Source organism: Halomonas sp. AOP12-B1-6, from assembly GCF_052379225.1.
In the GTDB taxonomy this organism is placed as follows: domain Bacteria; phylum Pseudomonadota; class Gammaproteobacteria; order Pseudomonadales; family Halomonadaceae; genus Vreelandella; species Vreelandella casei.
In genome coordinates, this window is record NZ_JBQSYK010000002.1 from 146,337 (window position 1) to 160,549 (window position 14,213).

Annotated in this window: 14 protein-coding genes; 9 read left to right on the forward strand and 5 right to left on the reverse strand. The window is 57.7% G+C overall.

From position 1 onward, the window contains the following. Positions 1 to 6: 6 nt before the first annotated feature. Positions 7 to 1,821, forward strand: a complete 1,815-nt coding sequence (gene recQ, locus ACT3TR_RS05935) for a DNA helicase RecQ (RefSeq protein WP_444625015.1) — start codon at positions 7 to 9, stop codon at positions 1,819 to 1,821. Positions 1,822 to 1,840: 19 nt separating this feature from the next. Here recQ and mtnA read toward each other — a convergent pair whose 3' ends face one another. After that, positions 1,841 to 2,857, reverse strand: coding sequence for an S-methyl-5-thioribose-1-phosphate isomerase (gene mtnA, locus ACT3TR_RS05940; RefSeq protein ID WP_444625014.1), 1,017 nt, complete (start codon positions 2,855 to 2,857; stop codon positions 1,841 to 1,843). A gap of 141 nt (positions 2,858 to 2,998) precedes the next feature. Here mtnA and mtnB point away from each other — a divergent pair, with 141 nt between their 5' ends. The 3 genes from mtnB to ACT3TR_RS05955 are packed head-to-tail and all read left to right on the forward strand — an operon-like array spanning position 2,999 to position 4,886. Further along, positions 2,999 to 3,586, forward strand: a complete 588-nt coding sequence (mtnB, locus tag ACT3TR_RS05945; protein ID WP_444625013.1) for a methylthioribulose 1-phosphate dehydratase — start codon at positions 2,999 to 3,001, stop codon at positions 3,584 to 3,586. Next, on the forward strand, positions 3,583 to 4,302 hold the full coding sequence (gene mtnC / locus ACT3TR_RS05950) for an acireductone synthase (protein WP_444625012.1): 720 nt from the start codon (positions 3,583 to 3,585) through the stop codon (positions 4,300 to 4,302). The genes mtnB and mtnC overlap by 4 nt, the downstream gene beginning before the upstream one ends. A gap of 35 nt (positions 4,303 to 4,337) precedes the next feature. Further along, positions 4,338 to 4,886, forward strand: coding sequence for a 1,2-dihydroxy-3-keto-5-methylthiopentene dioxygenase (locus tag ACT3TR_RS05955; protein ID WP_441686277.1), 549 nt, complete (start codon positions 4,338 to 4,340; stop codon positions 4,884 to 4,886). A gap of 101 nt (positions 4,887 to 4,987) precedes the next feature. On the opposite strand, the gene mtnK is transcribed toward ACT3TR_RS05955, so the two are convergent. From mtnK to ACT3TR_RS05970, 3 genes are all read right to left on the reverse strand, one after another. After that, complete coding sequence (gene mtnK / locus ACT3TR_RS05960) at positions 4,988 to 6,325, reverse strand: S-methyl-5-thioribose kinase (protein ID WP_444625011.1); 1,338 nt, start codon at positions 6,323 to 6,325, stop codon at positions 4,988 to 4,990. Positions 6,326 to 6,496: 171 nt separating this feature from the next. Beyond that, positions 6,497 to 6,763 (reverse strand): DksA/TraR family C4-type zinc finger protein, encoded by a 267-nt coding sequence (locus ACT3TR_RS05965; RefSeq protein ID WP_444625010.1) that lies wholly within the window; start codon positions 6,761 to 6,763, stop codon positions 6,497 to 6,499. A gap of 61 nt (positions 6,764 to 6,824) precedes the next feature. Then, on the reverse strand, positions 6,825 to 7,577 hold the full coding sequence (locus tag ACT3TR_RS05970) for a DeoR/GlpR family DNA-binding transcription regulator (RefSeq protein ID WP_444625009.1): 753 nt from the start codon (positions 7,575 to 7,577) through the stop codon (positions 6,825 to 6,827). A gap of 135 nt (positions 7,578 to 7,712) precedes the next feature. Here ACT3TR_RS05970 and ACT3TR_RS05975 point away from each other — a divergent pair, with 135 nt between their 5' ends. From ACT3TR_RS05975 to ACT3TR_RS05995, 5 genes are read left to right on the forward strand one after another with little or no spacing between them, the layout of a single operon-like run. After that, positions 7,713 to 8,717 (forward strand): ABC transporter substrate-binding protein, encoded by a 1,005-nt coding sequence (locus tag ACT3TR_RS05975; RefSeq protein WP_444625008.1) that lies wholly within the window; start codon positions 7,713 to 7,715, stop codon positions 8,715 to 8,717. Between the two features lie 2 nt (positions 8,718 to 8,719). Then, positions 8,720 to 10,420, forward strand: a complete 1,701-nt coding sequence (locus ACT3TR_RS05980; protein ID WP_444625007.1) for an ABC transporter permease — start codon at positions 8,720 to 8,722, stop codon at positions 10,418 to 10,420. A 16-nt stretch (positions 10,421 to 10,436) separates the two neighbouring features. Then, positions 10,437 to 11,483: an ABC transporter ATP-binding protein gene (locus ACT3TR_RS05985; protein ID WP_444625006.1), complete on the forward strand. Its 1,047-nt coding sequence runs from the start codon at positions 10,437 to 10,439 to the stop codon at positions 11,481 to 11,483. Beyond that, positions 11,480 to 12,571, forward strand: a complete 1,092-nt coding sequence (locus ACT3TR_RS05990) for an MBL fold metallo-hydrolase (protein WP_444625005.1) — start codon at positions 11,480 to 11,482, stop codon at positions 12,569 to 12,571. The genes ACT3TR_RS05985 and ACT3TR_RS05990 overlap by 4 nt, the downstream gene beginning before the upstream one ends. Beyond that, positions 12,559 to 13,005, forward strand: a complete 447-nt coding sequence (locus ACT3TR_RS05995; RefSeq protein WP_096277731.1) for a phosphatase domain-containing protein — start codon at positions 12,559 to 12,561, stop codon at positions 13,003 to 13,005. Before ACT3TR_RS05990 ends, ACT3TR_RS05995 begins: the two co-directional genes overlap by 13 nt. Here the strand turns inward: ACT3TR_RS05995 and ACT3TR_RS06000 are convergent. Then, entirely contained in the window at positions 13,002 to 14,165 is a 1,164-nt protein-coding gene (locus ACT3TR_RS06000; RefSeq protein ID WP_444625004.1) for an MFS transporter, read from the reverse strand. The two genes, ACT3TR_RS05995 and ACT3TR_RS06000, sit on opposite strands and share 4 nt — an antisense overlap. Positions 14,166 to 14,213 lie beyond the last annotated feature (48 nt).

Genomic DNA, 14,213 nt, shown 5'->3' on the forward strand with positions numbered 1-14,213 from the left:
GCGAGGATGCACGGCGAACCCAACCCGGCGGCCCTCAAGGTGCTGCAAGACGTCTTTGGCTACGACAGCTTTCGCGGCCCGCAGCAGGCGATTATTGAGCATGTGATCGCGGGTGGCGATGCGCTGGTACTGATGCCCACCGGCGGTGGCAAATCGCTGTGCTATCAGATCCCTGCGCTGTTGCGCGAAGGCACCGCGATCGTGGTGTCTCCCTTGATTGCGCTAATGCAGGATCAGGTGGCGGCACTCGTTCAGAACGGCGTCCGGGCGGCCTACCTGAATTCCAGTTTGGACTATCACGAAGCGGTCGAAGTGGAAAATCGCCTCAGAGCGGGCGAGCTTGATCTTTTATACGTAGCGCCAGAGCGGCTCGCCATGCCACGCATGCAGTCGCTTTTAGAACAGACGCAAGTTGCGCTGTTTGCCATCGATGAGGCCCACTGCGTCTCCCAGTGGGGGCACGACTTTCGCCCGGAGTACCGACAGCTTTCCCAACTCCACCAGCGCTTTCCTAATGTGCCGCGCATTGCGCTGACCGCCACCGCCGATGTGCCCACGCGCGGCGATATCATCGAACATCTGCAGCTTGGGGAGGCGGCGCTTTACAACAGCGGCTTCGACCGGCCCAACATCCGTTATCACATCGCTGAAAATCAGGGCAACACCCGTGAACAGCTGCTGCGCTTTATCCGCGAGAATCATAGCGGCGAAGCCGGCATCGTCTACTGCCTCTCCCGGCGCAAGGTGGACGACACCGCTGCTTGGCTTGAACGTCAGGGGCTCACCGCACTGCCCTACCATGCGGGGCTTCCCCCCGAACAGCGCCAGCACCATCAGACCCGTTTTCTGCGTGAAGACGGCGTAATTGTGGTGGCCACCATCGCCTTTGGCATGGGCATCGACAAACCCGACGTGCGCTTTGTGGCACACCTCAATCTGCCCAAAAGCATTGAAGCCTATTATCAGGAAACCGGCCGCGCCGGGCGCGATGGCCTGCCCGCCGATGCCTGGATGGCCTATGGGCTTCAGGATGTAATCACGCTGCGCCAGATGCAGCAGGACTCCAGCGCTCATGATCATCAAAAGCGCATCGAGCAGCAAAAGCTGGATGCCATGCTGGGGCTTTGCGAGATCATCAGCTGCCGCCGTCAGGCGCTGTTGCATTACTTCGGCGATTCGCTAGACGAGCCCTGCGGCAACTGCGACAACTGCCTGATCCCGCCTGAGACCTGGAACGCCACCGTGGCAGCGCAAAAAGCGCTTTCGTGTGTCTACCGCACCGAGCAGCGCTTCGGCGTCACCTATCTAGTGGACGTACTGCTGGGTAAGACCAACGAGCGCATCACCCGCTTTGGTCACGATAAGACCAGCACCTTTGGCATCGGCAGTGATCTTTCGGCCAATGAATGGAAAGCGCTGTTTCGCCAATTGATAGCGAGCGGTTTTCTCAGCGTCGATATGGAAGGCCATGGCGGGATTCGCTTAACGGAAAACGCCAAGCCGGTGCTGCGCGGCGAGCAGCCGCTGACGCTGCGCAAACCAAGCAAGGCCAAGACCGCCCGGCGCGGCAGTAAAGGTGCTTCGGCAACGCAGGGCCACGGCCCTTTGTGGGAAGCCCTGCGCCAGCACCGAAAGGCGCTTGCCGAGGCTCAGGGCGTGCCTGCCTACGTTATCTTCCACGACGCCACGCTTGCCGAAATGACCGAACAGAAACCGCAAAATTTGCAGGCACTCGGCGCTATTTCCGGCGTTGGCGCTCGCAAGCTTGAAGATTACGGTGAAGGCTTTCTGACGGTGATTCTAACTAACGGCGATGCCTAGCCGTTAAATGCTGAGACCATTACCGGCAGTGCTCACCGCGAGCGATAGCGGCGGCGTCAAACACGCCGGTATCCAGCACCCAGCCGGTCACCAGTGACGCTGGCGTCACATCAAAAGAAGGATTCCACACCGGCGCATTTTCCGGCGCCCAAACAACATCCCCAAAAGCACCGGAGGCGCCACGTATTTCGGCGGCATCGCGCTGTTCAATCGGAATGTCAGCGCCGGTGGCGCAGGCCTTGTCTACCGTGGTGTAGGGCGCCACTACGTAGAACGGTACCTTATGGTAGTTGGCAACCACTGCCAGCATGTAAGTGCCCACTTTATTGGCAAAGTCGCCATTGGCACAGATGCGGTCGGCGCCCACCATCACTTTATCCACTTTACCGGCGGCCATTAGGCTTGCGGCCATGCTGTCCGCAATCAGCTGGTACGGAATATCCAGGTCGGCCATTTCCCAGGCGGTTAATCGGCCACCCTGAAGCAGCGGACGGGTTTCATTCACGTACACATGCAGCGTTACCCCACGTTTTTTAGCCACCGCCAGCGCGCCAATGGCCGTACCGACACCCGCCGTCGCCAGCGCACCGGTATTGCAGTGAGTCAGCACTCGCTCGCCCTCTGCCAACAAATCCGCACCGCGCTCGGCCATGCGCAAACACAGCTCGCGGTCTTCTTTAAACAGCGCGGCGGCGCGCTCAGAAAGCGCACCCGGCCCTTGGGCAAAGCAGGCCTCCATGGCGTCCAGGCAGTACATCAAATTAACCGCCGTGGGGCGCGTTGCGCGTAAGCGGTCACTTACCCACTGCCACTCGCTCTCCTGCCCGGGATGTTGCACGGCATACTGCGCCAGCACAAAGGCAGCACTCAGGCCTATTAACGGCGCGCCGCGAATCGCCAGACTTTTCACCGCCACCTGCCAATCCTCTGGACTTGCACAGCGTACCCACGTTTCGGCCTGCGGTAGGCGTGTTTGATCCAGATACTCAAGCGAGTCGGCATACACCCGCAAACTGCGTGATTGAAGATGAGGCATCAGGGGCTCCTTGAGTACTGATCGCAAGAACGGGTGAGGAAGAACGAGTGATAAAAAACGGGTGCGGCACATGGCTTATCAGCCGCGAAGCTTATCATATAGAATGAAGGCCTTTAGAAGCGAAGCGGCGCTGATTCTACGATGAGCATACAAGACGAACTGTTAGCAGCGATTTCCTGGGCGGCCCAGCGTGGCTGGGCGCCGGCTACCGGCGGCAACTTTTCTTCACGTACCGACAAAGGCTATCTAGTGACGGCCTCCGGCGTTGATAAAACCTGCGTGACGGCCAGCGACCTGCTGCTTTGCAACCTGGACGGTGGCGTGCTTGAAGGTGATGGTAAGCCAAGCGCCGAAAGCGACCTTCACGCTGCGCTCTACCGCTTGGACCCAACGATCGGCTGCGTGTTGCATACCCATACGGTCGCCAGCACCGTCCTGTCGCGTCGCTTTCCAGAGGGTATTGAGCTAAGCGGCTTTGAAATGCAAAAGGCCCTACAGGGCAACTCTACCCATGCAGCCACTATTCGCTTACCGGTTGTGCCCAATTCTCAGGATATGAACGAGCTGGCCGATCATGTGCGTGCTGGCTGGCCGATGCCCTGGGGCTTTCTAGTCGTGGGCCACGGTATTTATGCGGTGGGCAGCACCATTGCCGAGTGTCGTCGCCATCTGGAAGCCATTGAGTTTTTACTTGCCTGTACCCTTGAAGAGAGTCGGTGGTCTAAATGAACAAACACCCAGGTCTTGATAGCGTAGATATGAATACCCCAAACATTCGCGCCGTGATCACCGATATCGAAGGCACCACCACGGATATCAGCTTCGTGCATAAAGTGTTGTTTCCTTACGCCCATGAGCAGTTGCCCGAATTCGTTCACAGCCATTCAGCCCAGCCTGATGTGGCCGAGCAGATAGCCGCCGTGCGCGCTGAGCTCAAGGCACCGGATGCCTCGCTGGATAAAGTGATCGAAACGCTGCTGTACTGGATTGAGACCGATCAAAAAGTCACCCCGCTCAAAGCACTACAGGGCATGATATGGGCCGATGGCTATCAGCGCGGTGCATTCAAAGGGCATCTTTATAGCGATGTTGCCCCGCACCTTCGTCAGTGGGCAGAAGCAGGCAAGCAACTTTATGTCTACTCGTCAGGCTCGATTCAGGCGCAAAAGCTGCTGTTTGGTTACAGCACAGAGGGCGATTTAACACCGCTATTCAGCGGTTATTTCGACACCCATATTGGCCACAAGCGAGAAGCCCTGGCGTATCAGCATATTGTCAGCAAGCTACAACTCCCCGCCGATGAAATCCTGTTTCTATCCGATGTGGTAGAAGAGCTGGACGCCGCCAAGCAGGCGGGCATGCAAACAGTGCAGCTAGTGCGGGAAGGCACTCAGGCGGGTACGCAGCACGCTTGCGCCGCAAGCTTCGACGAAATTACTCTGTAGCCTTTAGGCCCGTCATTTTTATAGGAGCGCTTTTGATGTCGCAACTCAAAGTATTTGCCGATCAGAATCCTAACGATGCGTTAGTGGATACCTGCGACGGCGAGCAAATCAAGGCCGAGCTAAATCGTGTGAACGTGCTGTTTGAGCGCTGGGCAACGCCAGGCGAAATCGCAAACGATGCTACCCAGGACGACATACTGGCGCTTTACCAGGATGACATTGAGCGGCTAAAAGCCCAGGGCGGCTACCAGACGGTTGATGTGCTGCATATGGTACCGACACATCCCGAAAAAGACGCCATGCGCCAGAAATTCCTAAATGAGCACCGCCATCACGAAGACGAAGTGCGCTTTTTCGTCAAAGGTCAGGGGCTTTTCTGCCTGCATATTGAGAACAAGGTGTATCAAGTGCTGTGCACCCGCAACGACCTAATCAGCGTGCCTGCCAACACCCCCCATTGGTTCGATATGGGCCCTGCCCCTGAATTCACCGCGCTACGCTTTTTCGATAACGTAGAAGGCTGGGTGCCCCACTGGACCGAAAGCGATATCGCTGGAAAGTTTGATCGGATTGATCAGCTTTAAGTGGTGAGTCGTTAATAGTGAGTAATGAGTAGTAAGTTGTAAATCGAGGAAGGCAGCTTTAGCGCGCGAACGGCTCATAGCTGCCATCTCATAACACGTTGTTACAGCACTTCTCGTTGGCTGTAAGCCTTAGCTAATTCCATTAGCGCAGAAAGGTCGCCGTAAGCCTCCGGCTCCATAATTAAGGCATGGCCCATCAACACGTTGCGTGCTTCAAGCTTGGCGCGAAGAGCGGGGTCTTCAATCTCTTCGAAATCAGCGTTGTGGGCAAGTGAAAGTACCCGGCGGTGCATTTCGATACCGCAGTAAGCCAGCGCATCCAGTCGAATTTCATCCAGCAGCGCATCGCAGGCGTCGTCTGCGCTGTTGCCCTGTTCCTCAAACAGCGCTCTGGGAAACAGAATACCGGTGCGCTCGGTTTGCCATAAGTGGCGGAACTCGGCATCAAAGCTTGTGAAGCACGCTTCAATCACGTCGAGAATCCATGTCTGGTAAGCGGCCAGCTCGTCATCCTGGCGGTGGGCAGGCTGGCTAAAGTACGCCATTAGGAAGTTAGCCACCGCCATCCCCAGATCAAACGCCATCGGCCCGTACTGGGAGAACTCAGGGTCGATCACGCGCACGTCGGTATCCGTCGCCATGATCGAGCCCGAGTGCAAATCACCGTGGAGCATGGTCTCGGTGTTGGCGGTGAATTTCATCAACAGCCGCTGCACCTTGGCTTTCAGGCGAGCGTTGCGGCGCAGCTCATCCACCACCGGTGAAAGCTCCGGCGTGTGGTGATTCATTTCAGCGGCGTAATAGGGGTCGGTAAACACCAGCGATTCGGTAATCGCGGGAATCGCCACGTTGCCAGAAAACAGCCCCACATCCTGCTTTTTCTCAGGGCTGCTGAGCGAAAGTTCTGAGCCACGAAACGCCGTGCGCGCGCAGAATTGGCCGATAGTTTCGCCAAGCTGGGCTACTCGCTCGCCAGCCATTAGCTTGCGGCGCAGAATCGTATGCGGGTGGAGGTACTCCATTACAAACAGCGCCTGAGGCTTATCGAAGTAGTAAACCTCTGGGGCAATACCGGGTGCGCGCTTGGCCTGACGCACCAGCGCGTAATATTCAAAGTGAGCGCGATACGTCGGTAGCGGCCAGCTCTCACCGACCATGCGCACATAGGGCAGTGCCTGCTTGACCACGACACTGCCGAGGCTTCCGGAGACAATAAACACTAGATTGAGATTGCCATCGCCTACCTCACGAATATCCCAAGCGGCGGATTCGCCGCCGACTCGACTGGCTACCGCGTCAATACTGCCGAGTCTTGTTGAAAGCGTTTCGACGCTAAGGGCGCGGTAATCTTGATCAATCTCCACTGCTCGATCCTCACGAAACTTTTGCGTATATTCCCGCCCGAAGGCGACACTCAAACACGTTAGTGAAGGCGACACTCAAACACGTTAGTTTTGAAAGGGTAACGCTTAAAGGCGGATAAGGGCACTGTTGCCGTCGCTATTAATTAGTGATTCCAACCCTGCCCGCGGCTCAAGGGCAGCGTTGCTCTGACAAGATTTCGGTCCGGATAGTCAATCAACCAAGCTAGCTATTCAGATTCAGTGGCATTAACGCAACTGACTGTCTTTACTGCCGCGGCGGTTATAACCACTAACATTCGACTGTTTTTTGTCTAGCTCGCTCTGACATGCTACACAGAGCCGAACGCCAGGCATCGCCTTACGGCGAGCCTCGGGAATGGGGTCCCCACACTCTTCACAAACCTCAAGACTTTCGCCCTGTGGCAGTTGGCTACGCGCACGCTGTACCGCATCGTCAAGCGTACTCTCCATTTGCTCCTGTTCGGCACCATCCTTCGCCCAACCACCTGCCATGATTGCGATCCTCGCGTCAGTAATAGGCTTTAAGCATAGCAGTCACGAGGGCCGTACACCGCTACCCCAAAAACATTATGCCCTGAGCCGCCAGTGGGCTTCTTAACTTATCGGGCAACGGCACATCGGTAACTACCGCGTCGTAATCACCTAGTTGACCTGCTGTACAGCGAAGAGGGAGATCAAACTTGGTTTTATCTAACACCAGCACACGGTAACTGGAGTGGGCTAACAGCGCTTCACGGGCCATGGCTTCATCATCGTTATAATCATAAAGCTGACCATGGCTATCCATTCCGCCCACCGACACAATGCCTACATCGGCACGGTAGCGTTGAAAAAAGCGCCAGGCATCGCCGCCAATGACGTCCTGATCGCGACGGCGCACGCGACCACCGGCCACGACTAATTCGCACTTCAACTGACATAGTTTAATCAGCGCATGCAGATTATTAGTCATGATATGCAAGCCTTGCTTGTCGTTAAGCGCATCCGCCAGTTGCTCAACCGTCGTACCGGTGCCTAGAAACAGTGCCTGATGATCTTGCACCAGGTTTGCCGCGCGGGCTGCAATTTGTCTTTTACCCGCCACATTAACAATCTGGCGCTGGTCATAGCCGATATTCTCCTGCTTGGGAAACGGCAGTACTTCGCCCTGGCGACGCAGCACTAAGCCTTTATCGGCTAAGTAGCGAATATCACCCCGCAAGGTCTGCACCGAAACGTTAAAGAGATGTGCCAATGCGTCCAACGATTGGCGGCCCTCTAAGTGAATACGCTGCAACAACAGCTGGCGACGTTCGAACTGATGCATGTAGACCTCACGACGAAACGAAAGCAAATAGAGCAGAGAACGAAAGATAAAAAGTTTCAAACGAAAGCGTACTGTCACTTTGTTGTAAGCAGATGACAGTAGCTTAGGTGGGGTTCACTCACTTGAGGTTTTCCCATGTTGAAGCGTCCTTTGTTATCTATCCCGGTTTCTGCCCTTGTTACTGCCGTCGCGGTAGCCAGTCTTGCTGTTTCTTTCCAGGCTGTTGCTAACGATAAGCTCGTGCTCTACACCAGCCAGCCCAACAGCGATGCCCAACAAACGGTGGATGCCTTTCAAGCGGCCTATCCCGACATTGAAGTGGAGTGGGTGCGCGATGGCACCACGCGGCTAATGACGCGGCTGCGTTCAGAGCTTTCAGCGGGGGTGAGCAATCCAGATGTACTGCTGATTGCCGACAGCATGACCATGGAGTCGCTCAAACAAGAAGGCCTTTTGCAGCCTTACTTAAGCGATGAGCGTCAGGCACATGACGCCGAGCTATACGACCCGGAGGGCTACTACTACGGCACCAAGCTGATCACCACTGGAATTGTGTATAACACCGGCGCTGAGCACCAGCCGCAAAGCTGGCAAGACCTGTTGGGCCCCGACTATGAGGGGCTCGTCACCATGCCCAGCCCGCTTTACTCGGGCGCAGCGTTAATCCATATGGCGGCCATCAGCGCCAACCCGACACTTGGAGCTGACTACTACGACGCGCTGCACGCCAATCGTACCGAAGCCCAGGGCGGCAATGGTGGCGTATTTAACGCCGTGGCCGCAGGCACTAAGCCCTACGGTATCGTGGTCGACTTCTTACCCATTCGTGAAGCGGCTAAAGGCTCGCCGGTCGCGTTTGTGTTCCCTGAAGAGGGTGTCAGCGCGGTGACTGAGCCAGTGGCGATTATGCAGGACGCCAAGAATGTGGATGCCGCACAGAAGTTTGTGGATTTCGTGCTCTCCGAACAGGGCCAAGCACTGGTGAGTCAGCAGGGATATCTGCCTGCGCGCAACGATGTAACGCCCCCCGAAGGCTTCCCTGCCCGCGACAGCATTACGCTGATGCCAGTGGATATTGAGCAGGCTCTGGAACAAGAAGCTACGTTGAAACAGCGCTTTAGCGATTTATTCGGCGGGTAATTATGACATCTGCCCTGACCTATAGCAGCCAGCATCGCTGGCTGCTTTCCAGCCTGTTAATCGGCATTGTGCTGCTTAGCCTAGTGCCCAGCGTGCGCCTGCTGATGGAGGCCTTGAGCGACCTTGCTCAAGGCCGGCAGTCTCCACTGTGGCAAGTACTCAACAGCGCCAGCACCTGGCGTGCACTCTGGCACAGCCTGTATACCTCAGGGCTGGGCATGCTGATTGCGCTGGTGCTGGGCAGCCTGTTTGCGTTTGCCATCACGCTCACCAACGTGCGTGGTAAATCGTGGCTGGTGTTCTGCTTCATGCTGCCCATGATGATCCCACCCCAGGTCACTGCGCTTAGCTGGTTACAGCTTTTTGGCCCAGCCAGCCCGCTATTAAAGAGTCTGGGCATGGCACCGCCGCTAGGCAGCCCTCAACCGCTCTACTCAGCGGAAGGCATTGCCTTACTGCTAGGTATTCAAAGCGCCCCGCTGGTGTTTCTGGCCCTGCGCACTAGTCTACTTTCACTGCCCCGCGAGCTTATCGAAGCCGCGCGCATTAGCGGCGCCAAGCAAACCCAGGTGTGGGGCCATATTATCCTGCCCGTTACCCGCAGCGGCTTAGTGGCCGGAGGCTCAATGGCGTTTATTTCGAGCCTAGGCAACTTCGGCATTCCCGCCATGCTGGGCATTCCTGCCGGGTATTTTGTGCTGCCCACGTTGATCTATCAGCGCATGGCCAGTTTCGGCACCGGCGTGCTGGCTGAAATGGCCGCCCTGTCACTGCTGATTGGCTTACTCGCGCTGACCGGCGTGGCACTCCAGCAGCGCCTGATGAGCCGCAGCCGCTTTGGATTAGGTGGCCATAGCGGCCGCTCGCATGATTTCACGCTTGGCCGCTGGCGCACGCTGGTAACGGCAACGCTGGTCGGCATCTTAGTGGTTATTTTAGTCGCACCGCTACTCGCCCTTATCGCCAGCTCTCTGGTACCGGCCATGGGCGTGCCGCTTAACGCTGAAACGCTCACGTTGAACGCTTATGCCGACGTAATCGGTCGCCAGGGTGCAACGTGGCGGGCAGTCAACAATAGCCTATGGCTGGCGGGCAGTGCCGCCGTGGTGTTGATGCTGCTTAGCCTGCCGCTGGCGTATCGATTACAGCGCTTGCCCGAACGCTTGCGTGACGTAGTGCTCAGCGCGATTGAAATTCCCTACGCCCTTCCCGGCGTGGTGCTGGCGATTGCCTGCATTCTGCTGTTTGTACGCCCACTGCCGATTATTAATGTGGCGCTCTACGGCACGCTGGGGCTTATTTTCATCGCCTATCTGGCGCGCTTTTTGGTGGTTTGCGTCAAGCCCGTGGCCGCCAGCTTAGCGCAGCTTGACCCGTCGCTTGAAGAAGCCGCCCAGCTAGCCGGCGCAGGCCCTTGGCGGCGGCTAGGCGGCATCGTGCTACCGCTGGTGGCACCCGCCGTGTTTGCCGGTGGGCTGCTGGTGTTCTTATTAGCCGTCAACGAACTCACCGTGTCCGCGCTGCTTTGGAGCGCCGGTAACGAAACCCTCGGCGTGCTGATTTTCAATCTTGATGAAGGTGGCGAAAGCGTTCTGGCCTCCGCCGTTTCAGTGCTGGTGGTGATCATGGTTGCTTCATTAATGCTGGCACTTAGTTTACTGGCACCACGACTACCCAAAGGAGTGATCCCATGGCAGAGCTAATACTGACAAAGCTAATATGACCGGGCTAACCATTGAGCGTGTCACCAAACGTTTCGGTGAACATACCGCCGTCGATGAACTATCCCTCGCGGTTGCCCCTGGTGAGTTTGTGGCGCTGCTCGGCCCCAGCGGCTGCGGCAAAACCACCATGCTGCGAATGCTGGCAGGCTTTGAGGCGGTTAACGACGGCACTATTCGACTAGGCAACCGCACGTTGGCAAGTACCGAGATTCATGTACCGCCCGAACAGCGCAATATGGCCATGGTGTTCCAGTCCTATGCGCTATGGCCGCACATGAGCGTGGCTGACAACGTGGGCTATCCGGTCAAACTACGCGGCCTGCGCGGGGCGGCGTATCAGCAAAAGGTGCAACAAGCCCTGGCCTTGGTGGAACTTGAAGCCTACGCCGAGCGAACGCCCCAGGCTCTCAGCGGCGGCCAGCGCCAACGAGTGGCCCTGGCACGCTGCCTGGTCAGCGACCCGTCCGTCGTACTGCTGGATGAGCCATTGGCCAATCTTGACCGCCACCTGCGCGCCACCATGGAGCACAGCTTCCGTGACTTTCATCAGCGCACTGGCGCTACCCTGGTCTACGTCACTCACGATCAAACCGAAGCGATGGCGCTAGCCGACAAAATTGCCGTCATGAAAGCCGGAAAACTGGTGCAGTGGGGTGCGCCGGAGACGCTCTATCGTGAGCCGCGTACAGCGTGGGTCGCGGGATTTATAGGCCAAGGCAGCCAGCTAAACGTCGCCGCTGGCCGCCCTGGGCAGCACCTGGAGAGCGCCAGTCTAATGCACGGCCTGAATGCCATGGCGTCCGAGCGCACTCAAACGGTACTGGTACGCCCCGAGCATATTCGGATCAGCCTCTCTGCTGCGATGGCAGATCAACTGCCCGCTCAGGTTGAAAGCGTCATTTTTCGTGGCGAGCGCTATGAGCTCAGCCTGCGTCTGCCCAGCGGCGAAACGCTGCTCGCCTATCACCACAGCGCACCTGAACTGGGTAGTCAAGTCGCTGCCACCCTTCTTCAAGGCTGGTGTCTGGAGCCCGACCAATGACCGTCAACATCGACATTCTAAGCGGCTTAGGCGACAAAGGCCCTGCCGCTATCGTGGTCGAGGCGAACGGCAAACGCCTGCTGCTGGATGCAGGCGGCGCGCTCCATCCCGGTGACACCATCACGTGGGCCAACCGTCTTGATGTAGACGCAGTGCTGATTAGTCACGATCATATCGATCATATTGGCGGTGTGGCCCACCTGCCTGACGATGTGCCGCTGTACTGCACGCCGCTGGTCGCTCAGGCGCTGCCACCTAGCCGCGCCTGGCGACCATTGCCCGAGCGCGGCTCGCTAAACGTCGCAGGCATTGACGTCACCACGGGGCAAGCCGGCCACTCGCTAGGGGGCGTATGGCTGCACTTAGCGATGGGCAACGGCGTATTTTACAGCGGCGATGCTTGCTTTGAGTCGCGGGTGTTCCCGTTCGATACGCCGCCCAAAGCCGCCACTGCACTACTTGACGGCTCTTACGGCAGCTACGATGCCCCGCAAGCAGTGTGCTATCAGCAGCTGCGCCAGCAGCTTCATCGTCCGCTCGCGCTCCCCGTTCCCACCTCTGGTCGCGCATTGGAGCTGGCGCTATGGCTTAGCCAGCTAGCCCTGCAACAGGGAATAAGTTTGGCGATTGATCCAGCAATACGACGTGCCTTGGCAAGCCTGCTTGCCCAGCCTGTCACGCTAAGACGCCCGGGCATCGATGCCGCCATTGCCCGCGTTTTGACAGGTAAGAATGACCCAAATGCCACGCTTCAACTGATTAGCGACCGCGATGACACGCCAGATCAGTGGCCCCATCATCATCTACTGCATACCGGCTATTTAACGCCCGAACGCTGCGCCCAGCTCGCCGCAGGAAAGATAAGCGCGCAGCGCTGGAATGTGCACCTGCGTGCCTCGCACTTGGTGGCACTCACCGATCAGTTAGGCGCTACCCAGACCGTTCCGCTATTTACTCAGCTTACTGATCATGAATTGAACACGTGGAGCAGGCTGCTGGGTAAGCGCCTCTGTACGACTCGCCGACTTAAAGCCGATGCGCGCTCAGCCACTTTTTCGCCACTAAGGAGTTTTGCATGTCCGCAGTAATTGTTGATGTTGACGGTACCCTTGCCGAGTTTCATCCCCACCAGGTCAGCGACTGGGTGCTGGGTAGCCAAAAACAGTGGGAACCCTTCTTCGCCCATATGGCCGAGGCGCCGGTCATTGAGCCGGTTGTCAGGCTGGTGAAAATGCTCAAGGCACAAGGTCAGCAGATTGTGATTTGCAGCGGCCGGCCGGATAGCCACAGAGCGCATACCCAGCGCTGGCTAGAGCGCCACACCATTCCTTTCGATGCCATGTACCTACGCCCTGAGGGTGATGATCATGTGGATGATGAAGAGGTAAAAGCCGCACTTCTCAATCAAATGCGCCGCGACGGCTTCGCCCCCTGGCTGGTGCTGGATGACCGCGATGCCGTGGTCACCCAGTGGCGCGCACTCGGGCTTACCTGCCTACAGTGCGCGCCGGGGGATTTCTAAGCGTGTGCCAAACTGGCGCGATGCTGCCACAACAGTACCGCCAAGGGCACCAGCGCAGCGGGGATCAACAGTAGGTTAAGCGTCGCCCATCCCAAGCTGCTGACCAAAGGTCCTGCGAGCAACGCAGTGATGGCGGCGGTGCCAAACACTAAAAACTCGTTGGTGGCCTGTGTCCGCGCCTTGTCTACCGGGCGGTAGCTTTCAGTGAGCAGCCCAGTAGCGGGTAGGAACGTAAAGCTCCAGCCCAAACCCAGCAGAATCAGCGCCACATTGAAACCGGCTAAACCGATCCCCCACTGGGCAACCAACGCACTGGCCACCAGCAGCAGGCAGCCTGCCACAATGACCTGCTTGGCGCCGAAGCGGGCGGCCAAATGGCCGGTGAAGAACGAGGGTAAAAACATCGCCACCACGTGCCACTGAATGGTCATGGAAACGTGGTTAAAGTGGTGCCCAGCCCCTGCCATGGCAAGCGGTGTGGCCGTCATGGCCAGGTTCATCACACCGTAACCGACCATCGCCGCGCTCACCGCCACAATGAAGCCGGGCTGGCGGAGTATCTTACCCAGCGGCAGCGGGGTGCCTTCACCATGGGTGCGCGAGGCAGGCGGTAATCTTGTTAGCATTAATACCACTAACGCCAATGCGTAGAGCGCGGCCAAGCCCACAAAACTCGCCAAAAAGGGTACGTCGCCAAGCTCACGACTCACCCTTGCTAGCCAAGGCCCAGCAAAGGCAGCCAGCACGCCACCGCCCATCACCAAACCAATCGCTCGATCACGTAGCTTGGCGGGTGCCGCCTCCACCGCGGCAAAGCGATACAGCTGGCCAAAGCCAATGCCGATACCAATCAACCATGTTGCCAGCAAGAACAACCCAAAACGCTGGCTCATCAACGCTTGCACGGCGACCAGCGCGCCCACCAACCCAACGATGTTACCCAGTATAAAGCCGCGTTTACGGCCCAGCCTGGCCATGATGAGCGAGGCAGGAATGGTGGCGCACATTAGCCCCAGCCACTGGGTGGCGACCGGTGCGGTGGACCAGGAGGAACTGGGCGCTAACGACGCTCCAATCAGCGGCGAAACAGCAATCAGCAATACATTGCCGGTGACCAACAGCGCTTGGCAGAGCGATAACAAAGCGACCGTTAAAGGCATGAGGCACTCTCCACTGAGGAATCAGCGTAGGAAGAAGCAAAGCGTTGG